The organism is Streptomyces sp. NPDC088732 (assembly GCF_044751205.1).
Lineage (GTDB): Bacteria > Actinomycetota > Actinomycetes > Streptomycetales > Streptomycetaceae > Actinacidiphila.
Map to the genome: position 1 here is coordinate 313,862 of NZ_JBIVLI010000003.1, position 26,572 is coordinate 340,433.

Genomic DNA, 26,572 nt, shown 5'->3' on the forward strand with positions numbered 1-26,572 from the left:
GCACAGCGGCCCCCGGCGACGGCTCACCGGCCGCCGGCGGGGGCCGCTTCCCGTGGTGCCCGTCCGGGCGTTCAGGGCAGGGCCGGGGCCGTGCTCCGGATGAGACCGCGCAGGTCGGCCGCGTCCTGGCTGGGCGGTACGCCGAACTGGCGGCGGTACTCGCGGCTGAACTGCGACGGGCTGTCGTAGCCGACGCGATGGCCCACCCCCGTGATGTCGTGGGGGTGGGCGGCCAGCAGGAGGCGGGCCTCCTGGAGTCTGATCCGCTTCTGGAACTGGATGGGGCTCATCGCCGCCACCGCCTGGAAGTTGCGGTAGAACGCCGACGTGCTCATCCCCGTCCGCCGGGCGAGGTCCTCGACACGGAACGGCTCCGCGTAGTGCTCGCGGATCCACCGCACGGCGCGCGCGATGTGGCTGAGGCTGCTGTCCGCCAGGCCGAGCTGGCGCACCACGGCCCCCTGGTCGCCGGTGATCAGCCGCCACAGGATCTCGCGGACGACGAGCGGGGCCAGCACGCCGCGGTCCCGCGGCCGGTCGAGCAGCCGTACCAATCGGACCAGGGCGTCGAGCAGTTCGGGCGACATGTCCCCGACGGCGATGCCGGGCGGGGCGCCCGGGGCGGGGCGCGGGAGGTCGCCCGGTCCGGCGCGCAGGAGGAGTTCAGCGATGGCGGACGGTTCCAGGACGAGGGCGAGCCCCAGGGCCGGCCGGTCCGGGCCGATCTCCGTGAAGTGGCCGGTGACGGGCAGGTCGACAGAGGCGACGAAGTACGTACCGGGGCGGTACTCGTACAGCCGCTCCCCCAGCGCCAGGCGTTTCGCCCCCTGCGCCAGGACCGCGAGCACGGTGCCGGACATCGACGTCGACGGCGGGCCCGGGCGGTCGACCCGCGCGATGTGCAGACCGCCGATGTCCGTGGTGGCGTCGTCGCGCACATGCCGGGCCAGCAGGGCGCGGAGCTCGTCGAATCCCATGGCTCCATTGCAGCACGGCGGCCCGGTGGGAATTCCCGTTCGGGACGCCAGGTCGGGACGATCGTGCAAGCACCGGCGAGCTTCGTTCTACCGTTGCCGCACGTCAGCGCGGTGAAATGGGATCCGTGACACCCCGGCGGCAGCGGACACCACCTGCCACCCGGGGAGGAACGGACATTCCCGGATCCCCGGATCCCCGTCGACAGAGGAGCACCGCCATGACCGCCGGCTACGGATTCAGCGCCACACTCACCGCCAGGCCCGCGATGGGCGACCGGCTGGCCGACCTGCTGCTGACCGCCCTGGAGGAGGGCAACCCCGCCGCGAGCGAACACTGCCTGGTCTACCTCGTCTCCCGTTCGGCCGCCGACCGCGACGTCGTGCACGTCGCCGAGGGCTGGACGAGCGAGGAGGACCACCACCGGGTCTTCGCCGGCGCCGCCGCGCAGGCGATCGTGGCGCGGGTCCAGGAACTGGTGGCGGCGAGTTCGCCGTACACCGACCACGTCCCGGTGGGCGGCAAGGCCGTCCTCTGACCCCCCCATCACCCCGCCCACGGAAAGGATCGGCCATGTCCTCCGCACGCCCCGGCCTCGACCCCGAACTCCGCACCCTCCTCGCTCCGATGCCGCTCACCACGCGGCTGACACCGGAACTCCTCGCGCAGCTGCGCCGCATGCCGTCGGCTCCGGTCGAACCCCTCCTGCACGACCACGCGGCCACCCGGCGCGACGTCCTCGTCCCCGGCCCGGACGGCGCGCGGATCCCGCTGTCCGTCCTCACCCCGGCCGCGGCCGGCCGCGCCACGCCCGCACCGTGCGTGTACTGGATGCACGGCGGCGGAATGATCATGGGCGACCGGTTCTCGCAGATCGACATCCCGCTGGAATGGCTCGGCCTGTTCGGGGCCGTCGTGGTCACCGTCGACTACCGGCTTGCGCCGGAGGCCACCGGCACCACCGCGGTCGAGGACTGCTACCGCGGACTGCTGTGGGTGGCCGAACACGCCGCCGAACTGGGCATCGACCCCGACCGCATCGTCATCGCGGGCGCCAGCGCCGGCGGCGGGCTCACCGCCGGCCTCGCCCTCGTGGCACGCGACCGCGGCACCCCCGCCGTCGCCGCCCAGATCCTGATCTGCCCCATGCTCGACCACCGCAACAGCACCGTCTCGAGCCGCCAGTACTCCGGCGGACCCGGCGTGTGGACGCGTGAGACCAACGCGTTCGCCTGGCAGTCCGTCCTCGGCGACCTCGCCGGGGAGGACGAGGTCCCCGCCTGCGTATCCCCCGCGCTGGCCGACGACCTGTCCTCGTTGCCGACCACCTACATCGACGCCGGCTCGGCCGAGGTCTTCCGCGACGAGGCCGTCGGCCACGCCTCCCGCATCTGGGCGGCCGGCGGCCAGGCGGAACTGCACATCTGGGCCGGCGGCTTCCACGGATTCGACGCGCTCTTCCCCGAGGCGCACCTCTCGGCCACCGCGCGCCGCACCCGCACCGACTGGCTGCGCCGCGTCCTGACCCCGGCGCCCGTGACCTCGTAGCCTCCGGCGGGCGGGGGCGTCACATGCCGTCGACGTCCATGACCGCCCGCGCGAAGGCCGCGGGGGCCTCCTGCGGGAGGTTGTGTCCGATGCCGTCCAGCGTCCGGTGCGCGTAGGGCCCGGTGAACTTCGCGCGGTAGGAGGCGCCGTTGCCCGGGGGCGTGAAGGGGTCCTCCGCACCGTCCAGCGTGACGGTGGGGACGGTGATCACGGGTCCGCGCGCCAGACGCGCTTCGAGCGCGTCGTACCGGGGATCGCCTTCGACCAGGCCGAGCCGCCAGCGGTAGTTGCCGATCACGATGGCGACGTAGTCCGGGTTGTCGAAGGCCTCGGCCGTGCGCTCGAAGGTGGCGTCGTCGAAGGCCCAGGTCGGTGAGTTGAACTTCCACACCAGCCGGGCGAGGTCGCTCCGGTAGCGTTCCAGTCCCAGCTGGCCGCGGTCCGTGGCGAAGTAGTACTGGTACCACCACGCCCATTCGCTTTTCGGCGGCAGTGGCTGCTGGTTCGCCTTCCGATTGGTGATCAGGTAGCCGGTCACCGACACCAGGCCCTTGACGCGTTCCGGCCACAGCGCCGCGATGATGTCGGCGGTCCGCGAGCCCCAGTCGAAGCCGGCGAGGATCGCCTTCTTGATCCCCAGGGCGTCCATGAGCGCGACGATGTCGAGGGCGAAGGCCGACTGCTGCGGAGCCCGCGGAGTGGAACGCTGGAGGAACCGCGTCGTTCCGTGCCCCCGCAGGTACGGCACGACGACGCGGTAGCCCTTGGCGGCCAGCAGGGGCGCGACTCCTTCGAAGCTGTGGATGTCGTACGGCCAGCCGTGCAGGAGGACCACGGCGGGGCCGTCGGCCGGGCCGGCCTCCACGTAGCCGACGTTCAGGACACCCGCCGTGATCTGCCGCACCGGGCCGAAGGAGGCCGCGGCGTCCGGGCTCTCCTTGCCGCCTGCCGGGGCGGCCGGCGCGGGCCCGCTCACGGCGGACGGCGCCGTCGAGCATGCCGTGGAGAGGCCGGCCAGGACGGCCCCGGCCGCTCCCGAGCCGACGATCCTGCCGAAACTGCGCCTGTCGATCATCCTCGGCCTTCCCCGGGGTGCGGGCGGTGGAACCACGCCGGGTTCTTGCCCGGTACAGCAGCGCCCGCGGCGCGGAGTGCCGGATTGTCAGCCCGTCCGCGCAACGCCGCGGGCGGCGCGGCGTTCAGGGGATGACGGCGTCGACGCAGCCGCCGTCCACCCGCAGGGCACCGCCCGTGGTGGCGGATGCCTGGTCGGAGGCGAGGTAGACCACCATGTTGGCGATCTCCGCGGGGGCGATCAGACGTCGCAGCAGGGACTGCGGGCGGTGGTCGCGCATGAAGATCCGCTCCGCTTCCTCCCATGGCAGGTCGCGGCCGACCAGGTCGCGGACGAACTCCTCCACGCCGGCGGTGCGCGTCGGGCCGGCCAGGACCGAGTTGACCGTGACGCCGGTGCCGGCCGCCTTCTTCGCGAAACCGCGCCCGAGGGCCAGCATGGCGGTCTTCGTCGTGCCGTAGTGGATCATCTCGGCGGGGATGGCCACCGCGGATTCACTGGCGATGTACTGGACGCGGCCCCAGTCGCGTTCGAGCATCCGCGGGAGGTAGCCGCGGGTCAGCCGGACGGCGGCCAGCACGTTGACCTCGAAGTACCGGCGCCAGTCCGCGTCGGTGATGTCGAGCGGGTCCTGCGAACGGTAGACGCCCAGATTGTTGACCAGGACATCGACGTCGGGCATCGCCGCCAGAACGCTCGCCGCCCCCTCCTCGGACACGACATCGGCGACGACGGCGACGAAGTCGCCGTCCGGCACCTCCGCCCGCAGCCGCCGTACCGCTTCGTCGACCCTCCCGGCGTCACGTCCGTTGACGCCCACCCGTGCGCCCGCCGCCGCGAGGCCGGCCGCGATGGCGGCCCCGATGCCCTGCGTCGACGCTGTCACCAGCGCGGTCCGTCCGGTGAGATCGATACGCATGTGCGACTCCCTGTCGAGGCCTGCGGCCACGCGGCCGAGTTCGCGGATGTACCGGCAGAATCGTCACGGATGGCAACAACAGCCTCATACGCCGCATCGGCATCCTAAAGGGGACATCGAGCGGCAGCACCTTGCGCGAGGGACCCGGCCGGCAGGCCGCCGGCCGGGTCCCTCGCGGAGCGTGAGGGGCGGGCCGGGCGTCAGCCGACGCGATGCGCCCTGACGCCGGTGGGTTCGAAGTCGTAGACGTACCGGTTGATCCGGAGGCCGTCGACAGCGCCGATCCACATGTGGTCCCGGCCCTTGCCCACCGCGATGCTGAGGATGGTGGGCTGCCGCACGGCACCGGCGAACGATGCCTTCAGCTCTGCGAACGTGCACTGCCGGGGGCTGCGGTTCTGGGTGCAGGAGGTCTCGCCGCCGGTGAGGTACCACGTACCGGACTCGGTGGCGTCGATGTACTTGCTCCAGCTGTTCACCGCCAGGGAGGCGGGCGGGTTCCACACCAGGGTCGAGTAGTCGTCGGGCACGGTCATGTTCGGATCGATCTCGATCCGGATGTTCGGCATGTTGAGGGCGCCACCGTAGGAGACGTTCTCACTGGTCTGGAAGACATGGAATCCGATCTTGTCCAGGCCCAGCAGCCGGTCACCCAGGAAGTCGACCTCGTTGCCGAAGTCGACCTTCTCGTCGGGTGTCACCTGGATGCCCAGGCTGCCGGTTCCGTAGGGAGGCCTGGAGGTGGAAGTCGACCCCCCCTGCGTGGTGACCGGGACGAAGGGACCGTTCCGCAGCTGGGCCACGGCGGAACCGATCGTGTTGCGCGTGATCAGCCCCCAATGATCCGACGCACCCGGCCCGTTGCCGCTTCCGTTTCCGTTTCCGTCCGCGACGGCCGACACCGATCCCGACAGCATCGAGACGAGAACGGCGGCCACCGATATGACCGCGCGTGCCCTTCCCCGGCTTCCGCCCAAACGAGCCTTCACGTCCGCTCCTTCCAGTCGGTGGGAGAGCCGGACGCACGCGGGCCGTCGGGCGGCGTGGGGCACGCCGCCGCGGGGAGGCGGCTGTTCGGGCATGGCTCTCCGCGACGTCCCCAGATCTTGGGTCAGTCCTTGTCGTTCACCGGGACGCGTCCCAGTACGCCCTCGGGATCGGACTCCCGGCAGGGCCACGGTGCATTCCCCTGGCATGTGCCGGTCGGGAAATTCACCTGATCACCGTGGCATGCGGTGCCGGGCGTCGCATTCCGGACGTGCCGTTCGTGGCCGGAGCACCGCGCACGGGCGACCTGCCGGCCGCCTACTCGGCCCAGGGCCGGAAACCGGTGTCCAGGACGGCTTCGAGGGACGCGCGCAACCGGGCGGCCTCCTCGGCGCCGAACGACTCCTCGAACCGTTCCTGGACCGCCCGCCACAGGGGCAGCGCCGCCTTCAGGCGGGCCCGGCCGTCCGCCGTGATCGTGACGACACGGGCGCGGCGGTCGGTCTCCGAGGTCCCGACGGTCACCAGCCCCTCCCGGGCGAGCGGCTTGAGGTTGGAGGCCATCGTCGTGCGGTCCATGGCGATCATTTCGGCGAGGAGGGTGATCGTCGTCTGCCCTTGCGCGCCGAGCTTCTGCAGGACGGTGAGCTGCGTGGCGCGCAGACCGACCGGCGCCAGGGCCCTGTCGTACGTCGCGCCGAGATACCGGGACGCCTTGCGCAGTGCCAGGTTGTTGCACGGGTCGTCGAGGTTCTTCAATGCGCGGGTCACGGCACCTCCCCTTCCGCATCCCACGATACGCGCACGTGCTCGCATATGTCCGCACCGGGTGGTGGCACGGAGAAGCCGATGAGACGTGCGTCACTTTCGCGCCGCTGTCACATTCCGCTCGACTGCGCGGTCAGAGCTGCGTAACCGTTCCTACGGCACAGGAGAGCACGATGAACGCGCGTCTCAACTTCTTCGGTAACCCGACCGCGGGCAAGTTCCTCAAGCACATCAACTCTGCGGGCATGGTCGCGGCCGAGTCGACCCTGCCGCACGCGACGCAGGAACTGGTGAAGATCCGCGCCAGCCAGATCAACGGCTGCGGCTTCTGCACCGACATGCACACCAAGGAGGCCACCCGCGCGGGTGAGACCCCGGTGCGCCTCAACCTCGTCGCCGCCTGGCGCGAGGCCACGGTCTTCACCGACGCCGAGCGCGCGGCCCTGGAAGTGACCGAGCAGGCCACCCGCATCGCCGACGCGGCCGGCGGCGTCTCCGACGAGGCGTGGGCCGCCGCCGCCAAGCACTACGACGAGGACCAGCTGATCGCCCTGATCTCCCTCATCGCGGTCATCAACGCCTACAACCGCATCAACGTGATCAACCAGCAGCCCGCCGGCGACTACCAGCCCGGCATGTTCGGCTGATCGACGAGCCTCCCGCCCCACGGGACGGGTTGTCCGTCTCCGGGCCATGTCCCCGACCATGGCCCGGAGACGGGCGGACACCCGCGCCCCCGGTCCCGCCCGTGTTCACTCCGGGCGGCGCGGCGCCGGGAGTTCGCCGGACCCGCGGGCGACCAGTCGGGTCTCGACCATGATCGTGCGGGCGCGTGAGCGGTCGCCCTCCAGGCGTTCGACGGCGGTGGCGCCCGCCACCTCCCCCATCGCCGCGGGGTTCTGCGCGACCACGGTGAGCGCGGGTTCGAGGATCGCGGCCATCGGCACGTCGTCGAAGGCGACGACGGCCACGTCCTTCCGGCGGCTGCGCGAGAGTTCGGCCATGACCCCGATCGTCATGACGTTGTTGCCGGAGAGCAGCGCGGTGGGCGGATCGGGCAGCGCGAGCAGCCGCGCGGTCGCCTCGGCCGCACCGGACGGGTCGTGGGCGTCGGCGACCAGGGCGCGGTCGTACGGCAGGCCGGCCTCGGCGATCGCCGCGCGGTAGCCGGCGAGGCGTTCGCGGCGGGTGTACAACCGGGCCGGCAGGTCGCCGATGAAGCCGATCCTGCGGTGGCCGCGGGTGATCAGATGGGTCACGCCCTCGTGGGTGCCCGAGCGGTTGGAGCTGACGACCGTGTCGGCGGTGAGGCCGTTGCCGGGCCGGTCGAGGAAGACGACGGGCATGCCGCCGGACCGCTGCGCCTTGAGGTACGTGTGGTCGGCCCCGACGGCGGGCGCCACCATGAGCACGCTCACCCTGCGGGCCAGGAAGGTCCGGATCAGGGCGAGTTCACGTTCCGGGTCGTCGTCGGAGGAACCCATGAGCAGGGTCAGCCCGCGGGTGTGCACGGCGTCCTCGATGCCGCCGGCCACCGCGCCGAAGAACGGGTTGCCGAGGTCCGGCACCACCAGGCCCACGGTGGTGTCCGGTCCGCCGACCCGGATGCTCCGGGCCATCAGGTTGGGCTGGAAGCCGAGTTTGGCGACGGCCTCCAGTACCCGCTTCCTGGTCTCCGGGGAACTGGGGCCGTCCTCGTTGAGGACCCGGGAGACCGTCTTGGCGCTCACGCCCACCTCGCGGGCCACATCGGCGAGGGTCGGTCTGCGGGTCGCTGCCATAAACCACCTTCTTCGTGGACGTCGGTCCCGTGGATGCCGGAACCGCGGTCAGCTCCCCCGCACCCCGGCTGCCGAGGCCGCGTCGCTGTCCGTCACGACCGTACCCCCGTCGGCCCGCACACTCAGCGCGCCGGTCATGATGGCCACCACTTCCGCCATGGAGTAGTCCGACGGCCTGATCACCGCCTCGCGCCTGCCGAGCCGGTGCACGTGGACGCGGTCGGCGATCTCGAAGACGTGCGGCATGTTGTGGCTGATGAGGATCACCGGGATGCCCTTGTCCCGGACCCGGCGGATGAGGTCGAGGACCTGCCCCGACTCCTTGACGCCCAGCGCGGCGGTCGGCTCGTCCATCACCACGACGCTGCGCGCCCAGGCGGCCGCGCGGGCCACCGCGACGGCCTGCCGCTGACCGCCGGAGAGGGTCTCCACCGGCTGCGCGAGCGAGCCGACACCGACCTTGAGCGCGGCCATGTGGGCGGCTGCCTCCCGGCGCATGGCCTTCTTGTCGAGCATGCGGAACACCGAGCCGAGCACACCGGGGCGGCGGATCTCGCGGCCGAGGAACATGTTGGAGGCGATGTCCATGGACGCCGCGACGGCGAGGTCCTGGTAGACCGTCTCGATCCCGTGGGCCCGCGCGTCCTGCGGCCCGCCGAACCGGATGGGCACTCCGTGCAGCCGGATCTCGCCGGCGTCCGGCACGAGGGCACCGGTGAGTGCCTTGATCAGGCTGGTCTTCCCGGCGCCGTTGTCGCCGATGACGGCCAGCACCTCGCCGGGCATCAGGTCGAAGTCGGCCTCGTCGATCGCCGTGACGTGCCCGTAGCGCTTGACCAGGCCGCGCGCGCTGAGGACGGGTTCGGGGGCGCCGCCCGGCGCGGGCTTCGCCGTCGGGGAGGCGGCGCTGCCGGGTCCGCCCGGCGCCGGGTCGTGGGAGGAGGCCGGGCCGGTCATCGGGTCCCCTTTCGCGAGAGCTGGTCGACGGTCACCGCGAGGATGACGAGGACGCCGGTGACCAGCGTCTGGTAGACGGACGAGACACCCATCAACTGGAGGCCGTTGCGGAAGACACCGACGATGAGGACGCCGACGAAGGTGCCGAGCACCGTGCCGCGCCCGCCGAACAGGCTGGTGCCGCCGAGCACGACCGCGGTGATGCTGTCGAGGTTGTCGGTCTGGCCCGCCTGCGGGTCGCCGACGCCGGTCCGCGACACCAGGAGCAGGGCCGCGACACCGTAGACCAGGCCGGCCACCGCGTAGACGCCGACGGTGAGGCGGGACACGCGGATGCCGCTGAGGCGGGCGCTCTCGGCACTGTTGCCGAGAGCGTAGACGTGGCGGCCCCACGCGGTGCTGCTGAGCGCGTAGGCGAATCCCAGGAACAGCGCGACGGTGACCAGCGACCCGTAGGTGACATCGGTCCGGCCGAGGGGGAAGGTCCTGCCGAGCACGGTCAGCGGTCCGGGCAGGCCCGTGACCGTCTGCTCGGCGGAGTAGATGTGGGTCAGGGCGAAGGCGACGTTGAGCATGCCGAGCGTCACGATGAACGGCGGCAGCGGCACCGCCCGCACCAGCAGGCCGTTGACGAGCCCGAAGACGCCGCAGGCCAGGATGCCGATCACGATGGCGAGCACCGGCGGCAGCGGCCCCTGGACCGCGAGCTTGGCGATCAGGATGCCGCCAAAGGCCATCACCGCGCCGCAGGACAGGTCGATGCCCGCGGTGAGGATGATGAGCGTCTGGCCGATGGCGAGCGTGCCCACCACCATGACCTGCTGGAGGATCAGCGAGAAGTTCCCGCCGGACAGGAACTGGTCGGTCGACACCGAGAAGAACACGGACGCGATGACGAGGGCCGCGAAGGGGCCCGCCGCGGGCGCCGTGAGCAGCCTGCGCAGTGCGGTCGGCTCGCCGGCGCCCACGGGGAGCGTGGTGGAAGTGGTCAACGTGCTCAGCCCCAGCAGTTCTCGAGGCCGAAGGCGGTGTCCTTGGCGTCGGCACCGGCCTGGGGCTTGTCGGTGATGAGGGTGACCCCGGTGTCGGTGTAACCGCTGCTCTTCTTGCCGTCCTTGGCGAACGCGGCGACCGCCTTGACGCCGTCGGCGGCCATCTTCAGCGGGTACTGCTGCGACGTGGCGGCGATCTTGCCGTCCTTGACGGCCTGGACGCCGGTGCAGCCGCCGTCGATCGCGACGATCATCACGTCCTTCTCGCGGCCCTTGGCCTTGATGGCCGTGTACGCGCCGAGCGCGGCGGGCTCGTTGATCGCGTAGACGAGGTTGATGTCCGGCGCCTTCTGCAGGCAGGTCTCCATGGCGGTCTGGCCCTTGGCCTGGTCGCCGCCGGTGTCCTGGGAGCAGACGATCGAGGGGTCGGAGGCGTCGATGCCGAAGCCCTTCACGAACCCGTCGTGGCGCTGCACACCGACGGACACACCGGGGGCGAGGTCCAGGGTGGCGATCTTCACCGGCTTGCCGGACATCGCGGCCTTGGCGTACGCGCCGATCAGCTCGCCCGCCTTCACGTTGTCGGTGGCGAACAGCGCGTCGGCGGCGTCCTGCGGCTCGGGCGGGGTGTCGAGCGCGATGACCAGCACGCCCTTGGCGCGCGCCTTCGCGATCGCGGGGACGATGGCCTTGGAGTCGTTGGGGGTGATGAGCACGCCCTTGACCCCGGCGGCGACCATGTTCTCCAGCGCGGTGACCTGGCTCGCGTTGTCGCCGTCGAACTTGCCCGCCGCGGTGGTCAGTTCGATGTTCTCGCTCTTGGCGGCCTCCTCGGCGCCCTGCTTCATCTTCACGAAGTACGGGTTGGTGTCGGTCTTGGTGATGAGGCCGACCTTCACCTTGCCCCCGGACGGGGAGCTGCCGCCGGAACCGGACCCGCACGCCGCGAGGGACAGGGCGAGGCCGGCGGCGCCGATGACGAGGACCGGGCGGGCTCTACGGGACATGTGCGACTCCTGGGGGAAGCAGTGAGCGGGGGACGTCCGAGCGGTGCCGGGCGTCGGGGAACGCGACGCCGGAGGCAATGCCATCGTTGACATATGTCATCGTTGACACTGCCTGCGGAGGATGATGGACTCCCGCTCCGGCAACGTCAATGCCCTCTGCAGAACACGAGTTGGCAACGGCCGGAGCGCCGCGAGCGGGTCGACGCCCGGCACTCGGGGCCGCTCCGGCCGCAGGTTCCGCACCCCACCTGGAGGAATTCCGCATGCAGTCGCGTCAGGTCACCGTGCTGGGAGAGTGCGTCGCCGATGTCTTCGCGGACGCCCGGTCCGGCCCACCGCACCCCGGCGGTCAGGACCGGGCGGGCGCTGTCGCCGGGGACCCCGCCCAAGGGCTGCGTCTGCACGCCCTGCCCGGCGGCGGGCCGGCCAACACCGCTGCCGGGCTGGCCCGGCTCGGCACACCCACCCGGTTGCTGGCGCGGCTGTCGGGCGATGTCTTCGGCCGGTTGTTCCGCGCCCATCTCCTGCATTCGGGCGTCGATCTGACGGATGCCCCGGTCGCGGCGGAGCCCAGCACCCTGGCGGTCGCCGACATCGACGCCACAGGTCAGGCCACGTACAGCTTCCACGCCGAGGGCACCGCGGACTGGCAGTGGACGAGGGCCGAACTGGACCGGGCCGGCCTGGGCGACGCGGTCTGTGTGCACTCCGGTTCACTCGCGCTGGCCCGCGAACCGGGAGGCCCGCTGCTGGAGGAGTTCCTGGCCGCGGCGAGACCGCGGGCGACGGTGAGCATCGATCCCAACGTCCGCCCCGCGCTGGTCGATCCGGCGGTCTACCGGCGCCGGCTGCCGGGCTGGTGCGCGGTGGCGGACATCCTGCGGCTGAGCGAGGACGACCTGCGGGTCCTGGCCCCTGGCACCGGGGTGGAGGAGGCGTGCGCGAGCCTGCACGCGGCGGGGGCGCGGCTGGTGGTGATCACGCGCGGTGCGCACGGAGCCTTCGCCTCGCTCGACGGGCGGACCGTCTCCGTACCCGGGGTGCCCACACACGTCGTCGACACAGTCGGGGCGGGGGACTCGTTCACCGCGGGGCTGCTGCACTTCCTCGGCGAGCGGGAGCTGCTGGGCGGCCGACTGGAGGACCTGCGGCTGTCCGACGTCACGGCGGCCTGCGCGTTCGCGGTGCACGTGGCGGCGCTGACCTGCGCCGTGGCCGGCCCCAACCCGCCGTGGGCCCGTCAAGTGGCGTCGTTCCACGGGGGGATGAGCACCGCCGCCGACAGCCCCGGGCAGCGGAACCCATCCGGTCCGAGGCGTTGACGGGCCCCCAGCCGGGGCCCATCATCGGTCATCGATCGGATGTCAGCGATGACATGTGTCAACGATGACACTCACAGCGACGTCAAGAGAGCTGGTTCACATGCGTCGAAGAGTCGGGGCCCTGCTGGCCGCCCTGATCGCGGGCCTGGCCGCGCTCCTCCTGCCGAACACGCCCGCGGTCGCCGGGACCGTCTCGGACTACCCCGAGTTCCCCTATCCGGCGACCACGTACAGCGAGCCGTTCCGCGGCCAGTTCCACTTCAGCTCGCAGTCGGGCTGGATGAACGACCCCAACGGCCTGGTCTACGCGAACGGCCTCTACCACTTCTTCTACCAGCACAATCCGCACGGCCTGGCCTGGGACACCATGCACTGGGGCCACGCCACCAGCCCCGACCTGGTGCACTGGACGCAGAAGCCGATCGCCCTGGAACCGGGTGTGCACCCCGGGACGCTCTTCTCCGGGGGCGGCGTCGTCGACAAGGACAACACCTCGGGCCTGAAGACCGGATCACTCGACCCGATCGTGGTGTTCTCCAACACCGACGGCGTGAGCATCTTCTACAGCAACGACAACGGCCGGACCTTCCAGGCGTACGACAAGGGCCGCAAGCAGATCGAGATCCCCGACGAGAGCCGCGACCCGAAGGTGATCTGGGACGCGGCACGCCACCGCTGGACCATGGTCGTCTGGTCCAACCAGGGCGGGAACGGCGTGAACCTCTACACCTCGCCGAACCTCCTGGACTGGACCCTCGCCAGCCGCTACCAGGCGCCCTGGCTCTTCGAGTGCCCCGACTTCTACCCGCTGCCCCTGGACGGCAAGAGCAACCAGCAGAAGTGGGTGCTGACCTCCGCCTCCAGCCAGTACGTCGTCGGCAGCTTCGACGGCACGACCTTCCGCACCGACTGGACCCAGCCCCAGCAGATGGACCTGGGCACCACGTACGCGGGCGGCAGCTTCTACGCCGCCGAGACGTTCACCAACACCCCCGACGGCCGCACGGTGCAGATGGCCTGGCAGGGCGGCAACCGCGGCAGCACCTGGACCGGCAACGCGACCTTCCCGGTGACCCTGGCCCTGGTCAGCACCCCGGACGGACCGCGGATCACCCGCACTCCGGTGGCCGAGCTCTCCTCGCTCGCCTCGGAGACCGAGACCTGGAAGAACGACACCGTCAAGGCACCCAAGGAGCCCAAGCCGGGCAAGGAGCCCAAGGCGGCCGACAACCCCTTCGAGGGCATCAAGGCCGACACCTACGAGATCACCGCCCAGTTCGACGTGAAGAACTCGACCGCGACCCGGTTCGGCTTCGACCTGCACAGCCGCAGTGACGGGACCGCCGACCGCAGCGTGGTGTACGACACCGCCGCACAGACGCTGCAGGGCAAGCCCCTCAAGCCCAGGGACGGCAAGGTCACCATGCGACTGCTGGTGGACCGCGGCCAGTTGGAGATCTTCGCCGACGGCGGGCTGTACTCGCTGTCCGACAACGTCGACTTCGACTCCGCGGCCGACAGCCAGGGCATCCGGCTCTTCGCCACCGGCGGCAAGGTGAAGCTCGACAACGCGACCTTCACCCGCCTCAACACCAGCTGGGGGACGGCCCAGTCCACCCTGGAGAGCAACCTGAAGGGCCCCTGGCACGCCGCCGGCGGCGCCTGGACCGACGTCAGCGGCGGCAAGCGCGCCTCCACCAGCGGCGACGGCTTCTACCTGAGCGCGAGCAGCGGCGGCGACGCCGTCTACCAGGGCGACATCACCCTGGACACCGCGCGCGCCGGCGGTCTGACCTTCCGCGCGACCGCCGCGGGCGCCGGCTACACGGCGACGCTCGACACGAGTGGTGTGCTCAAACTGTGGCGCCCCGGCAAGGACATCGCCGTCAAGGCCCTGCCGGTCAGCACCGGCCGCACCTACCACCTGACGGTCCGGACCGACGGCCCCCGCATCCGGGTCTGGGTCGACAACGGCGCGGACCCGGCCATCGACGCCACCGACGCCACGTACACCACCGGCCTGTTCGGGGTGAACGTCTACAACGGCAACGCGACCGTGCAGAACCTGAACACCGGACCGGGCGGCTTCACCGCCTTCCCCGCCGGCCGGTGGACCCCGCGCGGCGGCACCTGGACGGTCACCCCGGCCGGCCTGAACGGCAGCGCGCCGCAGAACGGCTTCTACCTCAGCGACCGCACGGGGGGCGACTTCACCTACGAGGGCGACCTGTCCGTCACCAACGGCACGGCGACCGGCCTGACCTTCCGGGCCGGGAGCGACGGCACCGGGTACACGGCGAACATCGACACCAGTGCCGGTGTGGTCAAACTGTGGCGCCCGGGCCGGGACATCGCGACGTACGCCACGGCGATCACCGAGGGCCGCACCTACCACCTGAAGGTGCGCACCGACGGCAGCCGCATCCGCGTGTGGTTCGGCAACAAGGCCGATCCCGTCATCGACGCCACGGACGACGCCTACACCAGCGGCCTGTTCGGGGTGAACACCTTCGCGGCGAACAGCGTCGCGCAGAACCTCGCCGTCAGCTGACACCAGGTCGGAGACGCGCGGAACCCGGGGCCGGCCGGCGGGCCGGCCCCGGGTTTCCCATGCCCGGCCGCAGGCGCGACTTTCCCACGTTGGAAAATGCCGCGGGAAAACCGGCACCCGACGTGAGGGACGATGCCGGTACACCCCTCCGATCTGCGGATTCGCCATCGCGCAGGGCGAGTTGACGGTCCCAGAGACCTCATGAGCCTCTCCGGCACCACCTCGACGCGAGGTCTGGACACGGCGGCACGGCACTGCTTTCATTCTCACCGCGTCCAGATTTCCAACGTTGTACAAGCGCGTTTCCGGCGTACACCCTTCTTCGCACCAGGCGCCACACCCCCTTGACCAGCACTTCCCTCCAGGCGTGGACGACGCCCCTCACGGAAGGTGCAAGCGTGAGTCCTGGCAGACGACGTACCACTTGGCTCGGGCGCTTTGCCGCCCTGCTCCCGCTCCTCCTCGGCGCGGCCCTGATGACGCCGCCCCCCGCCGCGGCCCGGCCCACCGTCACGGACGCCTCGCCCGCCGCGGCCGACACCGGCCTGCGCGGCGACTACTACCGCATGACCAGCGGCACCGCGCTGGACTTCGCGCAGTACACGGGCACGCGGATCGACAGTTCGCTCCACGTCGACGACCTGCTGCCCACCCTGCGCACGTACGCGGGCACCACCGACAACGTCGCGGTCCGCTGGACAGGCCGGCTGGACGTACCCGCCGACGGCACGTACACCTTCTACATCAAGGGCGACAACGGCTTCCGCCTGTCCCTCGACGGTGCGAGCGTGATCGACCACTGGACGACCGACTGGGACGTGCAGACCACCTCGCAGCCGATCACCCTCACCGCCGGCCTCCACGACCTCGCGATGGACTACAACCAGGGCAACGGCGGTGCCTACCTGCACACCGAGTGGTCCGGCCCCGGCTTCGACCGCCGGCCCGTGCCCGACACGGCCCTGCACCTGCCCACCGGCTTCGCCCCGGCCGACGCCGAGGCGTCCGTCGACAAAACCGGCCGCGTCGCCACCGTCGACCTCGGCTCCCGCGTGACCGCCATGCCCGCCGACGCCGCCTCCCACCTGGCGCTGCTGTCCGGCGGCACCCGATGGTCGGCCACGGTGACCAAGGACCCCGAGCACCCCTCGCGGCTGCTGCTGCGTCCCGGGAAGTCCGACTCCCCGGTCGCCCTGAAGGCCGACGTGCGGATCAGCTACGACGGCAAGGGCGGCATCACCACCGCGGACGGCGCCACCGGCCCCTTCTCCGTCCTCGCGCGGAACGACTCCACCTGGTACTTCGCCACGAAGTGGGCCAAGGACGTGTCCCGGTCCCACCCGCTGCCGGACTACCCGCGGCCCCAGCTGACCCGCAAGCAGTGGAAGAACCTCAACGGGACCTGGGAGTTCCAGCCGACCGAGCAGGACGCGGCGCTCCCCCGGGGCCCGCTCAGCGACACCATCGTGGTCCCCTACCCGATGGAGTCGGGCCTGTCCGGCGTGGCCCGGCACCACGACTGGTCGCTGTACCAGCGCACCTTCACCGTGCCCGACGGCTGGAGGATCCGCTCCGGCAACCGGTTGAACCTCAACTTCGGTGCGGTGGACTACGAGGCCTGGGTGTACGTCAACGGCCGGCAGGTCGCCCACCACACCGGCGGCTACCAGGCGTTCACCGCCGACGTCACCGACGCCCTGGCCGGGCACGGGGCGCAGGAGCTGACGGTCAAGGTCCGCGACACCACCGACGACCGCTACGCGCTGGGCAAGCAGTCCCGCAACCCCAGCGGCATCTGGTACACGCCGAGTTCGGGCATCTGGCAGACGGTGTGGATGGAGCCCGTCCCCGAGGCGGCCGTCGACTCGCTGGTGCTGACCCCGAACCTCGCGGACTCCTCGCTCGCGGTCACGGTACGCCCCGGCGCAGGCACCTCGCCCGGGGCCCAGGTCACCGCCACCGCCTATACCCGCGACGGCCGCAAGGCCGGCTCGGTGACGGGCACGGCGGGCACCGCGCTGCGGCTGCCGATCGCGCACGCCCGGCTGTGGAGCCCGGACGCCCCGTACCTGTACGACCTCGACGTCACCCTCACCGACGGCCGCAGCAAGGACCGGGTCGGCTCCTACTTCGGGATGCGGTCGATCGAGGTGGCCCCGGCCGGCGGCACGAACCGGATCAAGCTCAACGGCAAGCCCGTCTTCGTACTCGCCACCCTCGACCAGGGGTTCTGGCCGGACGGCCTCTACACCGCGCCGACGGACGACGCCCTCAAGTCCGACCTCGTGCAGCACAAGAAGCTCGGCTTCAACGCGGTCCGCAAGCACATCAAGGTCGAGCCCGCCCGCTGGTACTACTGGGCGGACCGGCTGGGCCTGATGGTGTGGCAGGACATGCCCAGCCGGGGCACGGCCGCCGCGGGTACCCCGGAGACCGAGGCCTTCGTCGACCAGGTCCACCAGATCGTCGACCAGCACATCAGCGCCCCGTCCGTGGTGATGTGGACGCTGATGAACGAGGGCTGGGGCGAGTGGAGCAAGGAGGCGACCGGCCAACTCGCCGACTCGGTGAAGCAGCAGGACCCCTCGCGTCTGGTCGACGCCCACTCCGGCGTCAACTGCTGTGCCTCCAAGGGTGATTCGGGTCGCGGTGACCTGATCGACTTCCACGACTACCACGGCCCGGCCACCCCCGCGCCCGACGCCGGCCGCGCCGCGGTCGACGGGGAGCACGGCGGCTACTCCTACCTCGTCCCCGGGCACATCCTCGGCACCGCGGGCGGCCAGGACTACGGCGACGCCGCGCACAGCAAGGAGGAGCTGACCGCGGCCTACGTGGAGAACACCCGCAGACTGCTCCGCCCGGCCGCGTGCGGCCTGTCCGGATCGGTCTACACGGAGATCACGGACGTGGAGGGCGAACTCAACGGCCTGGTCACCTACGACCGCGCGGTGGTGAAGGTGGACCCGGAGCAGGTGCGGGCCATCAACCGCCAGGTCATCGCGGCGGGCGCCGCCGCCGGCGGGACCCAGGTCCCACCGGGCACACCCGGGCAGCGGGGTGTCTCCTGGTGGCCGCTGCACGAGGGGTCCGGCACGGTGGCGAAGGACGTCGCCGGCTCCCACGACGGGACCCTGAACGGCGGCACGAGCTGGACGACCGGCCCCCACGGCGGCGCCCTGCAACTGGACGGGCGGACCGGCTTCGTCGACACCGGCGCCCCGGTGCTGGACACCGACGGGGCCGACTACTCCGTCGCCGCCTGGGTCCGGCTGGACGACAAGGGGCACTTCAGCACCGCGGTGTCCCTGGACGGCACCTCCAACAGCGCCTTCTACCTGCAGTACTCGCAGGCCGACCGGCGGTTCGCGTTCAGCTTCGCAGGCAGCCGGGCGCTGGCGAACACCATCGGCGAGCCGGTGGCCGGCCGCTGGTACCACCTGGTGGGCAGCTACAGCCACGGTGACGGCCAGCTGCGGGTCTACGTCGACGGCAGCCAGGCCGGTTCGGCGCGGGCCTGCAACGCCGAGGGGCCCTCGGGCCACCTGGTGATCGGCCGCGGCAAGTACGGCGGCAACCTCGTCGACTACTGGGGCGGAGCGATCGCCGACGTCCACGCCTACGACCGCGCCCTGAGCGCGGCCGAGGTCGCGACGCTGGCGGCCGGCGAACCCGCGGCGCCGGCGACGAGCCGCTGAGCACCGGCGGCCCGCCCCGCTCACGGGGGCGGGGCGGACCGCCTCCCCCGGGCTCCTCGTGGGCCCCGCACTCCCCTGATCAGGTCGCACACCGCTCTACGAGGAGTTGAACGTACATGAGCACCTCCCGTACCACCCGCATGATGGCCGTCGTGTGCCTCACCGCCGCGGCCGCCCTGACCGCCACGTCCTGCGCCAAGCAGGAGGACTCCGGCGCCGCCTCCCCCAGCTCCTCCGAGGGCGCCCAGGTCGTCCAGTCCCCGACCGCCACCGCGGCCGCCGGTGACGGCTGCACGCTCCAGGCCTACGGCGCGACCGAGCTCGACCTGAAGAACACGGTCGTCGGCTTCTCGCAGTCCGAGAAGGAGGCGAACCCCTTCCGCATCGCGGAGACGCAGTCCATCAAGGACGAGGCGGCCAAGCTCGGCGTGAAGAAGCTCCTCACCACCAACGCCCAGTCCCAACTGCCCAAGCAGATCAGCGACATCCAGGACATGCTCGCCCAGGGCGCGCAGCTGCTGATCGTCGCCCCGCTCAACTCGGACGGACTGGAGCCCGCGCTGCAGGCCGCGGCCGCCAAGCACGTCCCGGTGATCACCATCGACCGCAAGATCAACGCCACCGCGTGCAAGGACTACGTGGCCTTCCTCGGCTCGGACTTCGTGGAGCAGGGCAAGCGCGCGGCCGACCAGATGATCGACGTCACCGGCGGCAAGGGCAAGGTGGCGATCCTGCTCGGCGCCTCCGGCAACAACGTCACCACGGACCGCACCAAGGGCTTCGTCGACCAACTCGCCGCCAAGGCGCCCGGTCTGAAGATCGTGGCCCAGCAGACCGGCGAGTTCGCCCGCGACAAGGGCCAGCAGGTGATGGAGCAGCTGATCCAGTCCAACCCCGACATCACCGCGGTCTACGCGGAGAACGACGAGATGGGCCTCGGCGCGGTCACCGCGCTCAAGGCGGCCGGGAAGAAGCCCGGCAAGGACGTCAAGATCGTGTCCATCGACGGCACGCGCAACGCAGTGCAGGCACTGGCCAACGGGCAGTACAACGGCGTCATCGAGTCCAACCCGCGCTTCGGGCCGCTCGCCTTCGCCACGGCGCAGAAGTTCTTCGGCGGCGAGGCCATCCCGGAGGACGTGATCATCTCGGACCGGTCCTACGACGCCTCCAACGCGAAGGACTCGCTGGCCGGGGCGTACTGAGTCCGCCGTCGGGCCGCCCGGCCGGACCGGCAGGGCGGCCGTGCCCCTCACCACTCCCCCCGAGGCCCGACCCACCGCATCGCGAATCCCTGGAAGGCCCCCTATGGCACCCCCCGAAGCGGCAGCCGCCGCACCGCCCCCGGAGCCGGGCAGTCCCAGCGCCCCTGCGGTGCTGGAGGCGCTCGGTGTCGGCAAGCGCTTCCCCGGCGTGGTGGCGCTCGACGACGTGACCCTCACCCTGCGGCGCGGCGAGATCCACGCGCTGGTCGGCGAGAACGGCGCCGGCAAGTCCACTCTGATCAAGGTACTCACCGGCGTGCACCGCCCCGACAGCGGCGAACTGCGGCTCGACGGAAGTCCCGTCGCGTTCGCCCGGCCCGTCGACGCCCAGCAGGCCGGCGTCACGACGATCTACCAGGAGGTCAACCTCGTCCCGCTGATGAGCGTGGCCCGCAACATCTTCCTGGGCCGTGAGCCGAAGAACCGCTTCGGCCTGATCGACTTCCCCCGCATGCACCGCGAGGCGGCCGCGCTCATGGCGGGCTTCGGTGTCACCGCCGACGTCCGCAGGCCGCTCGACAGCCTCGGTGTCGGCACCCAGCAGATGGTGGCGCTGGCGCGCGCGGTGTCGGTGCGGGCGAAGGTCGTGGTGATGGACGAGCCGACCTCCGCGCTGGAACCGCGCGAGGTAGAGACGCTCTTCCGGGTCGTCGAGGAACTGCACAGCCGCGACATCGCCATCCTCTACGTCAGCCACCGGATCGAGGAGCTGTACCGGATCTGCGACCGGGTCACCGTCCTGCGGGACGGGCGCCTGGTGCACACCGGCGACCTCGCCGGGCTGGAACGGATGCAGCTGGTCGCCATGATGCTCGGCCGCGAGGTCGCCGAGGTGCGCCGGCACGGCAGGACCGGCTTCGGCGAGTCCCACCGGCCCGACCGCAAGCCGGTGCTGACGGCCGAGGCACTGAGCCGCCGTCATGTACTGGACGACGTGTCGCTGGAACTGCACCCCGGAGAGGTGCTGGGCCTGGGCGGCCTGCTCGGCTCCGGGCGCAGCGAGACCGCCAAGGCACTGGCCGGGGCACTGCCGCTGGACTCCGGCTCCGTCACGGTGGCCGGCCGGCGGCTCGGCCGTCCCTCCCCCGCCGCCGCGATCCGGGCGGGTGTCGGTCTGCTGCCGGAGGACCGCAAGGCAGAAGGCGTGATCCCCGGCCTGTCGGTGCGGGAGAACATCGTGCTGGCCGCCATGCCGCGGCTGTCGCGGGCCGGGGTGGTGTCCCGGGCCCGGCAGGACCGCGTCGTCGACGTCTTCATGAAACGGCTGCGCATCAAGGCGTCGAGCCCCGAGCAGAAGGTCGGCGAACTCTCCGGCGGCAACCAGCAGAAGGTGCTGCTGGCCCGCTGGCTGTGCCTGGAGCCGAAGGTGCTGCTGCTGGACGAACCCACCCGGGGCATCGACGTCGGCGCCAAGGCCGAGGTGCAGGCGCTGGTGGACGAACTCGCGCAGGAGGGGCTCGCGGTGCTGCTGATCTCCTCCGACATCGAGGAGCTGGTGGAGGGCGCCGACCGTCTGGTGGTGCTGCGCAGCGGCGCGGTGGCCGGGGAACTGACCGGCGAGCAGGTCGGCGAGGGAGAACTGCTGGAGGTGCTCGCGGCCCACGGAACGGCCGCGAAGGAGACCTCCGGGACCGGCGAGGAGGAGGAGCGCGATGACTGAGCTCTCCCCGGCCGTGCGGCGGGGCGCGCTCCGGCTCCCCGCCCCGGCCTGGTTCCAGACGTACGGGGTGTACGCGGCGGTGGCGGTGCTCGTGCTGTTCAACGCCGTTTTCACCGACCACTTCCTGACGGCGGGCAACCTGCGCACCCAACTGGTGCAGGTGGCACCGGTGGTGATCGTCGCGCTGGGCATGGCCCTGGTGATCGGGACCGAGGGCGTCGACCTGTCGGTGGGCTCGGTGATGGCTCTCGCCACGGCCCTGCTGCCGCTGTACCTGGGGTACGGACTGCTGCCGGCGCTGCTGGTGGCGCTGGCCGCCGGTGCCGCGGTGGGCGCGGTCAACGGCACGCTGGTGGCGGTGGTGGGACTCCAGCCCATTGTGGCCACCCTGGCGCTGTTCGTGGGCGGCCGCGGGCTCGCCCTTGTCCTCGCCGACGGGCAGTTGAAGCAGATCGCCAATCCCGCCCTGCTGGGCCTGGGCACCGACGACGTGCTCGGCGTCCCCGTGGTCGTGCTGATCGCCGGCGTGCTGGCCGTGGTCGTCGCCGGTCTCGTCCACCGGACCACCTTCGGGCGCCAGTTGGTCGCTGTGGGCGGCAACCGGGCCGCCGCGGGTCTGGCCGGGCTGCCGGTCAAGCGCGTCCTGATCGGCGTCTACGTCCTCTGCGGCATCCTGGCGGCCCTGGCCGGGGTGCTCGCCACCGCGCGGCTGACGGCCAGTGACCCGTCCACCCTGGGTACCTTGATGGAGCTGTCCGCGATCACCGCGGTGGTGGTGGGCGGCACGCCGCTGACCGGCGGTTCCGTGCGGGTCCTGGGCACCGTCTTCGGCGCGCTGCTGATGCAGCTGCTCCGGGCCACGCTCGTCAAGCACGATCTTCCCGACTCCACCGCGCAGATGGCCCAGGCCGTCATCATCCTCGTCGCCGTCTACATCGCCCGGGAGCGCCGATCCCGATGAAGTCACTCGCCACGCCCCGCTCCGCCGGGGTGCTCCCCGAAGCACCCGGGCCGGCGGCGGCCCGCTCCGCCGACCGGCGGCGGCTCGCCGTACTCGTCCAACGGCAGGGCGTCCTGGCCGTCCTGCTGGCCGTCGTGGTCGTCTCCTCCTTCGTCTTCCCGTCGTTCGGCACGCTCGCCAACGCGCGGAACATCACCGTGCAGGCGTCGTTCCTCGCGGTGGTGGCGCTCGGCATGACGCTGGTCATCATCACCGGGGGCATCGACCTGTCGGTCGGGTCGGTGTTCGCGCTCGGCGGCGTCCTGGCCGCCTGGGCGTCGCAGTACGGGCTGCTTCCGGCGCTGCTGGTGCCGCTGGCCGTGTGCGGGCTGCTCGGCACGGTGCACGGCCTGCTGATCGCCAGGGCCGGCATGGCGCCGTTCATCGTGACGCTGGCCGGGCTGCTGGCCGCGCGCGGGCTGCTGCTGGCCCTGACCGACGAGGGCGCCACCACCTATCTCGTGCCGCGCGACTCGGTCTTCGCCGAACTCGGGCAGGGCACCGTGGGGGGCTTCGGTTATCCGGTGCTCATCGCGCTGGTGCTCTTCGCCGCCGGCGGACTGGTCCTCCAGCGCACGTCGTTCGGCCAGTCGCTGTTCGCCGTGGGCGGCAGCCCGGACGCGGCGACGCTGATGGGACTGCCGGTGGCCAGGACACGGGTGCTGGTCTACGCCGTCAGCGGGCTGCTGGCGGGCTTCGCCGGGGCGCTGAACGCCGCCCGCCTGTCCTCGGGGGTGACCATCATCGGCGTCGGCATGGAACTGGACGCGATCGCCGCGGTGGTCATCGGCGGCACCCTGCTGATCGGCGGCTCCGGTTCGGTCAGCGGCACCCTGTGGGGTGTGCTCATGCTGGCGGTGATCCAGAATCTGATCAACCAGATCGGCTCCCTCAACTCTTCCTACCAATCGGTGGTCAGCGGCGGGTTCCTGATCGTGGTCGTCGTGGCCCAGCGCTACCTCGCGCGGGGACCGCGCACCACATGACCGCGCCGGTGCCGCGGGGCCGGACGCGGCCCGGCGGCACCGGCCCCAACCGGAGGGAACGCCGTGGGCGTCAGCCTCAAGGACGTCGCGCAGCGCGCCGGCGTGTCCATCAAGACCGTGTCCAACGTCGTGAACGGCTATGCCCATGTCACCCCCGCGATGCGGGCGCGGGTCCAGCAGGCGATCGACGAACTCGGATACCGGCCCAACCTGACCGCCCGGCATCTCCGCAAGGGCCGCACGGGCATCATCGCCCTGGCCCTTCCGGAGCTCGGCAACCCGTACTTCGCGGAGCTGGCCGGCGCCGTGATCGACGCCGCCGCCCGCCACGACTACACCGTGCTGCTGGACCACACCTCCGGCGAGCGCAGGAAGGAGATCCTGGTCAGCCAGGGGTTCCGCGCCCATGTCATCGACGGCCTGATCCTCTCGCCGATCGAACTGGAGGCAGCGGACCTGCTGGCCCGCAGCGACACCGCGCCCCTGGTGCTGCTCGGCGAGCGGGAGTACGACGCCCCGCACGACCACATCGTCATCGACAACGTGGCCGCCGCCCGCAGCGCGGTACGCCATCTGACCGGCATGGGCCGGCAGCGGATCGCCTTCCTCGGCGCCCGCCGTGAGAGCGCGCGGCAACCCGCCCACCTGCGGCAGCGCGGCTGGCGCGAGGAACTGGCCGACTCCGGGCTCCCGCACGGGGACGACCTGGTGGCCACCGCCTCAGGCTACGGACGGGAGGACGGCGCGCAGGCGATGGCCGACCTGCTGGACCGCGGTTCGCGTCCGGACGCGGTCTTCGCGTACAACGACCTCCAGGCCATCGGCGCCCTGCGGGTCCTGACCACACGGGGGTTGCGGGTGCCGGAGGACATCGCCCTGGTCGGCTTCGACGACATCGAGGAGGGCCGCTACAGCGGCGTCACCCTGACCACGATCTCCCCCGACAAGAAGGCCATCGCGCGCCAGGCCGTCGAATGCCTCGTCGAGCGCCTCACCGGAACTCCGGACACGCCGCCCCGCCGCGTCCGGCCCGGCTTCGACCTGGTCGTCCGCGAGTCCACCCTCGGCCGCCGCTGAGGCCCGGTCACCGTCCGGCGGGGAAGTCCGCGCCGCGGGAGGCGGCTTCACGGGCGCGGAGCTCGCCGAGCGTGCCCTCCAAGTGGGAGGTCACGGCCTCGTAGCCGTCGGCTCCCAGGACCAGGCGACGCGGAGAGTCGTCCTCGTCGAGCGCGGCGACGACGGCGCGCACTCCCCGGTGGGGGTCGCCGGCCTGCCGGCCGTCCTGGTCGATCATGAACGTGCGCACCGACTCGATGAGGGGGACATAGGCGTCGACCGTCTCGTCGACGGGCTCGCCGGCGAATCCGGTGTAGGCGCGGGTGCGGAACGCGCCGGGTTCGACCGCGAGCACCTTGATGCCGAACGGAGCCACTTCCTGGCGCAGCACTTCGGTGAGTCCCTCGAGGGCGAACTTGACGGCGCTGTAGTAGCCGAATCCGGCCACGCCGCGCAGGCCCGCGATCGAGGACATGTTGACGACCGCTCCGCTGCGGCGCTCGCGCATCCCGGGCAGGACGGCGCGCAGGACCTCGGCGACGGCGAAGAAGTTCAGCTCGAAGGTCTTCCTGACGTCCGCGTCGGGCATTCCCTCCACCGATCCGTACCAGCCCCTGCCGGCGTTGTTGACCAGGACGTCGATTCCCCCGAAGCGTTCCTCGGCGGCCGCGACGGCGTCGTGGATCTGCCGCGCGTCGGTGACGTCGAGCGGCAGGACGAGCACCTTGTCGCCGTGCTCGCGGGCCCACTCCTCCAGCAGCTCGGGGCGGCGGGCGGTGAGGACGACGTTGTCGCCGTCCTCCAGGGCGACCTCCGCGTAGGCCATCCCGAAACCGCCGGGGGTACCGCCGGTGATGAACCAGGTCCTCAAGGTCGTTCCTCTCGCACGGGGCGGCGGCGGGCATCGTTCCGCGCAGGGCACAGCCCGCCCCCAGTCACTGCTAAAATGGAAGCACGTAACTTTGACTTTAGCAGTGACTCGGGAGAGTGTGGCGCCATGGCGAGCCGGATCCGGCTGGAGGACCGCGAGTGTCCGCTGTCGACGACCGTGCAGCACGTCGGGGAGTGGTGGACGCTGCTGATCCTCCACGACGCCTTCGACGGCTACACGCGCTTCGACCAGTTCCAGAAGAGCATGAACATCTCCACCAGCATGCTCACCACGCGGCTGAAGACCCTCGTCGCCGACGGACTGCTGGAGCGGCGCCCCTACCAGACCAATCCCGTGCGCCACGAGTACGTGCTGACCGAACGCGGCCGAACCCTGCGCCCCGTGGTCGTCGCCCTGGCCGCCTGGGGCAACCAGCACCTCGCGCCGGAGGAGCGCAGCATGATCCTGGTCGACGCCGAGACGGGCGAGGAGGCCGACCCGGTGGTCGTCGATGCCCGGACCGGCCGCAGGCTCGACGACAGCGCGGCCTTCGTGTTCACCGCGGGCCCGGCCGCGGGCGACCAGATGCGCGCCCGGTACACCGAACTGGAGCGTCGGCGCGGCGCGGACGACTGAGCGCGCCGCCTCCGCGCCACGGGGCGGCGGGGCCGGGGCGCACCTCGCGTCGCACCGGACCGCGCGGACGGCGCACGACCGCCCCTCAGACCGCACGCCAGCCCGTCCAGCGGTGCACCGAGATCGCGACGACAGGCCCGGCGGGCGGGTGGTCGGTGTACTGCCCGTACCGGGCGGTCAGCAGGGCGACCCGCCGGGCCGCCTCGGGCGAGTCCGCGGACGGCGGGAGGACGCGGGCCTCGCCGTCCGCGCGGGCCCACCACAGCAGATCCCAGTTCTCGTCGTAGTGGTCGACGAGCAGGCAGACCGCCGGGTTGGCGGCGATGTTGGCCAGGCGCTTCAGCCGCGCCGTCCGCTTGGGCTTGTGGTCCACCGCCAGGCTCACCGAGTCGCCGTCGAGGGCGAAGACCACCGGCACCAGATGCGGGCGGCCCGCCGCGTCGGCCGTCGCCAGACGGGCCACGCGTGCCGCGGTGAACCGCTCCCGCACCTGCGCGGCCGTCAGTTCGGGCACAGGG

Annotated in this window: 23 protein-coding genes; 12 read left to right on the forward strand and 11 right to left on the reverse strand. The window is 71.7% G+C overall.

Features of this window, described 5'->3' with window-relative positions; all coding sequences use genetic code 11:
- Positions 1-71: 71 nt before the first annotated feature.
- Complete coding sequence (locus ACIP9H_RS06900; RefSeq protein WP_401581948.1) at positions 72-977, reverse strand: AraC family transcriptional regulator N-terminal domain-containing protein; 906 nt, start codon at positions 975-977, stop codon at positions 72-74.
- Positions 978-1,195: 218 nt separating this feature from the next.
- On the opposite strand from ACIP9H_RS06900, the gene ACIP9H_RS06905 reads away from it, so the two are divergent.
- Positions 1,196-1,513 (forward strand): putative quinol monooxygenase, encoded by a 318-nt coding sequence (locus ACIP9H_RS06905; protein ID WP_401581950.1) that lies wholly within the window; start codon positions 1,196-1,198, stop codon positions 1,511-1,513.
- A gap of 35 nt (positions 1,514-1,548) precedes the next feature.
- Positions 1,549-2,523 (forward strand): alpha/beta hydrolase, encoded by a 975-nt coding sequence (locus ACIP9H_RS06910; protein WP_401581953.1) that lies wholly within the window; start codon positions 1,549-1,551, stop codon positions 2,521-2,523.
- Positions 2,524-2,542: 19 nt separating this feature from the next.
- On the opposite strand, the gene ACIP9H_RS06915 is transcribed toward ACIP9H_RS06910, so the two are convergent.
- From ACIP9H_RS06915 to ACIP9H_RS06930, 4 genes are all read right to left on the reverse strand, one after another.
- Positions 2,543-3,598 carry an alpha/beta fold hydrolase gene (locus ACIP9H_RS06915; protein WP_401957947.1) on the reverse strand — a complete coding sequence of 352 codons (1,056 nt, stop codon included), beginning with the start codon at positions 3,596-3,598 and terminating at the stop codon, positions 2,543-2,545.
- A gap of 124 nt (positions 3,599-3,722) precedes the next feature.
- Positions 3,723-4,517 carry an SDR family NAD(P)-dependent oxidoreductase gene (locus ACIP9H_RS06920; RefSeq protein WP_401581958.1) on the reverse strand — a complete coding sequence of 265 codons (795 nt, stop codon included), beginning with the start codon at positions 4,515-4,517 and terminating at the stop codon, positions 3,723-3,725.
- A 200-nt stretch (positions 4,518-4,717) separates the two neighbouring features.
- Complete coding sequence (locus tag ACIP9H_RS06925) at positions 4,718-5,506, reverse strand: hypothetical protein (RefSeq protein WP_401581961.1); 789 nt, start codon at positions 5,504-5,506, stop codon at positions 4,718-4,720.
- A gap of 316 nt (positions 5,507-5,822) precedes the next feature.
- Positions 5,823-6,275: a MarR family winged helix-turn-helix transcriptional regulator gene (locus ACIP9H_RS06930; protein WP_401581963.1), complete on the reverse strand. Its 453-nt coding sequence runs from the start codon at positions 6,273-6,275 to the stop codon at positions 5,823-5,825.
- Positions 6,276-6,445: 170 nt separating this feature from the next.
- On the opposite strand from ACIP9H_RS06930, the gene ACIP9H_RS06935 reads away from it, so the two are divergent.
- On the forward strand, positions 6,446-6,919 hold the full coding sequence (locus tag ACIP9H_RS06935; RefSeq protein ID WP_360907547.1) for a carboxymuconolactone decarboxylase family protein: 474 nt from the start codon (positions 6,446-6,448) through the stop codon (positions 6,917-6,919).
- 105 nt (positions 6,920-7,024) lie between these two features.
- On the opposite strand, the gene ACIP9H_RS06940 is transcribed toward ACIP9H_RS06935, so the two are convergent.
- The 4 genes from ACIP9H_RS06940 to ACIP9H_RS06955 are packed head-to-tail and all read right to left on the reverse strand — an operon-like array spanning position 7,025 to position 11,009.
- Positions 7,025-8,053 (reverse strand): LacI family DNA-binding transcriptional regulator, encoded by a 1,029-nt coding sequence (locus tag ACIP9H_RS06940; protein WP_401581967.1) that lies wholly within the window; start codon positions 8,051-8,053, stop codon positions 7,025-7,027.
- A gap of 48 nt (positions 8,054-8,101) precedes the next feature.
- A complete protein-coding gene (locus tag ACIP9H_RS06945; protein ID WP_401581968.1) occupies positions 8,102-9,010 on the reverse strand; it encodes an ATP-binding cassette domain-containing protein in 909 nt (302 codons plus the stop codon).
- Complete coding sequence (locus ACIP9H_RS06950) at positions 9,007-10,002, reverse strand: ABC transporter permease (RefSeq protein ID WP_401581970.1); 996 nt, start codon at positions 10,000-10,002, stop codon at positions 9,007-9,009. The genes ACIP9H_RS06945 and ACIP9H_RS06950 overlap by 4 nt, the downstream gene beginning before the upstream one ends.
- A gap of 5 nt (positions 10,003-10,007) precedes the next feature.
- The gene (locus tag ACIP9H_RS06955; RefSeq protein ID WP_401581973.1) at positions 10,008-11,009 is read right to left on the reverse strand and encodes a sugar ABC transporter substrate-binding protein; all 1,002 of its coding nucleotides are present in this window, start codon (positions 11,007-11,009) and stop codon (positions 10,008-10,010) included.
- Positions 11,010-11,272: 263 nt separating this feature from the next.
- On the opposite strand from ACIP9H_RS06955, the gene ACIP9H_RS06960 reads away from it, so the two are divergent.
- The 8 genes from ACIP9H_RS06960 (at position 11,273) to ACIP9H_RS06995 (ending at position 24,568) form a co-directional block, all read left to right on the forward strand.
- The gene (locus ACIP9H_RS06960; RefSeq protein ID WP_401957954.1) at positions 11,273-12,331 is read left to right on the forward strand and encodes a carbohydrate kinase; all 1,059 of its coding nucleotides are present in this window, start codon (positions 11,273-11,275) and stop codon (positions 12,329-12,331) included.
- A 100-nt stretch (positions 12,332-12,431) separates the two neighbouring features.
- Positions 12,432-14,882, forward strand: a complete 2,451-nt coding sequence (locus tag ACIP9H_RS06965) for a glycoside hydrolase family 32 protein (RefSeq protein WP_401581978.1) — start codon at positions 12,432-12,434, stop codon at positions 14,880-14,882.
- A 398-nt stretch (positions 14,883-15,280) separates the two neighbouring features.
- On the forward strand, positions 15,281-18,580 hold the full coding sequence (locus tag ACIP9H_RS06970) for a LamG-like jellyroll fold domain-containing protein (RefSeq protein ID WP_401957957.1): 3,300 nt from the start codon (positions 15,281-15,283) through the stop codon (positions 18,578-18,580).
- Positions 18,581-18,696: 116 nt separating this feature from the next.
- Positions 18,697-19,785 carry an ABC transporter substrate-binding protein gene (locus tag ACIP9H_RS06975; RefSeq protein WP_401581983.1) on the forward strand — a complete coding sequence of 363 codons (1,089 nt, stop codon included), beginning with the start codon at positions 18,697-18,699 and terminating at the stop codon, positions 19,783-19,785.
- Positions 19,786-19,888: 103 nt separating this feature from the next.
- Positions 19,889-21,505 (forward strand): sugar ABC transporter ATP-binding protein, encoded by a 1,617-nt coding sequence (locus ACIP9H_RS06980; RefSeq protein ID WP_401581984.1) that lies wholly within the window; start codon positions 19,889-19,891, stop codon positions 21,503-21,505.
- On the forward strand, positions 21,498-22,466 hold the full coding sequence (locus ACIP9H_RS06985; RefSeq protein WP_401581987.1) for an ABC transporter permease: 969 nt from the start codon (positions 21,498-21,500) through the stop codon (positions 22,464-22,466). Before ACIP9H_RS06980 ends, ACIP9H_RS06985 begins: the two co-directional genes overlap by 8 nt.
- Entirely contained in the window at positions 22,463-23,491 is a 1,029-nt protein-coding gene (locus ACIP9H_RS06990; RefSeq protein WP_401581990.1) for an ABC transporter permease, read from the forward strand. The genes ACIP9H_RS06985 and ACIP9H_RS06990 overlap by 4 nt, the downstream gene beginning before the upstream one ends.
- A 63-nt stretch (positions 23,492-23,554) precedes the next feature.
- Positions 23,555-24,568: a LacI family DNA-binding transcriptional regulator gene (locus ACIP9H_RS06995; protein WP_401581992.1), complete on the forward strand. Its 1,014-nt coding sequence runs from the start codon at positions 23,555-23,557 to the stop codon at positions 24,566-24,568.
- A 7-nt stretch (positions 24,569-24,575) separates the two neighbouring features.
- Here ACIP9H_RS06995 and ACIP9H_RS07000 read toward each other — a convergent pair whose 3' ends face one another.
- Complete coding sequence (locus ACIP9H_RS07000; RefSeq protein WP_401581995.1) at positions 24,576-25,418, reverse strand: SDR family NAD(P)-dependent oxidoreductase; 843 nt, start codon at positions 25,416-25,418, stop codon at positions 24,576-24,578.
- 126 nt (positions 25,419-25,544) lie between these two features.
- Between ACIP9H_RS07000 and ACIP9H_RS07005 the strand changes: the two genes are divergently transcribed.
- Positions 25,545-26,054: a winged helix-turn-helix transcriptional regulator gene (locus tag ACIP9H_RS07005; protein WP_401581997.1), complete on the forward strand. Its 510-nt coding sequence runs from the start codon at positions 25,545-25,547 to the stop codon at positions 26,052-26,054.
- A gap of 85 nt (positions 26,055-26,139) precedes the next feature.
- On the opposite strand, the gene ACIP9H_RS07010 is transcribed toward ACIP9H_RS07005, so the two are convergent.
- Entirely contained in the window at positions 26,140-26,568 is a 429-nt protein-coding gene (locus ACIP9H_RS07010) for a TIGR03668 family PPOX class F420-dependent oxidoreductase (protein WP_401582000.1), read from the reverse strand.
- Positions 26,569-26,572: the final 4 nt, after the last annotated feature.

Excerpts from the sequence above, each read along its gene's own strand:
- ACIP9H_RS06900 (WP_401581948.1), bottom strand. The coding sequence starts at position 977 with ATGGGATTCGACGAGCTCCGCGCCCTGCTGGCCCGGCATGTGCGCGAC.
- ACIP9H_RS06905 (WP_401581950.1), top strand. The coding sequence starts at position 1,196 with ATGACCGCCGGCTACGGATTCAGCGCCACACTCACCGCCAGGCCCGCG.
- ACIP9H_RS06910 (WP_401581953.1), top strand. The coding sequence starts at position 1,549 with ATGTCCTCCGCACGCCCCGGCCTCGACCCCGAACTCCGCACCCTCCTC.
- ACIP9H_RS06915 (WP_401957947.1), bottom strand. The coding sequence starts at position 3,598 with ATGATCGACAGGCGCAGTTTCGGCAGGATCGTCGGCTCGGGAGCGGCC.
- ACIP9H_RS06920 (WP_401581958.1), bottom strand. The coding sequence starts at position 4,517 with ATGCGTATCGATCTCACCGGACGGACCGCGCTGGTGACAGCGTCGACG.
- ACIP9H_RS06935 (WP_360907547.1), top strand. The coding sequence starts at position 6,446 with ATGAACGCGCGTCTCAACTTCTTCGGTAACCCGACCGCGGGCAAGTTC.
- ACIP9H_RS06940 (WP_401581967.1), bottom strand. The coding sequence starts at position 8,053 with ATGGCAGCGACCCGCAGACCGACCCTCGCCGATGTGGCCCGCGAGGTG.
- ACIP9H_RS06945 (WP_401581968.1), bottom strand. The coding sequence starts at position 9,010 with ATGACCGGCCCGGCCTCCTCCCACGACCCGGCGCCGGGCGGACCCGGC.
- ACIP9H_RS06955 (WP_401581973.1), bottom strand. The coding sequence starts at position 11,009 with ATGTCCCGTAGAGCCCGCCCGGTCCTCGTCATCGGCGCCGCCGGCCTC.
- ACIP9H_RS06960 (WP_401957954.1), top strand. The coding sequence starts at position 11,273 with ATGCAGTCGCGTCAGGTCACCGTGCTGGGAGAGTGCGTCGCCGATGTC.
- ACIP9H_RS06965 (WP_401581978.1), top strand. The coding sequence starts at position 12,432 with ATGCGTCGAAGAGTCGGGGCCCTGCTGGCCGCCCTGATCGCGGGCCTG.
- ACIP9H_RS06975 (WP_401581983.1), top strand. The coding sequence starts at position 18,697 with ATGAGCACCTCCCGTACCACCCGCATGATGGCCGTCGTGTGCCTCACC.
- ACIP9H_RS06980 (WP_401581984.1), top strand. The coding sequence starts at position 19,889 with ATGGCACCCCCCGAAGCGGCAGCCGCCGCACCGCCCCCGGAGCCGGGC.
- ACIP9H_RS06985 (WP_401581987.1), top strand. The coding sequence starts at position 21,498 with ATGACTGAGCTCTCCCCGGCCGTGCGGCGGGGCGCGCTCCGGCTCCCC.
- ACIP9H_RS06990 (WP_401581990.1), top strand. The coding sequence starts at position 22,463 with ATGAAGTCACTCGCCACGCCCCGCTCCGCCGGGGTGCTCCCCGAAGCA.
- ACIP9H_RS07005 (WP_401581997.1), top strand. The coding sequence starts at position 25,545 with ATGGCGAGCCGGATCCGGCTGGAGGACCGCGAGTGTCCGCTGTCGACG.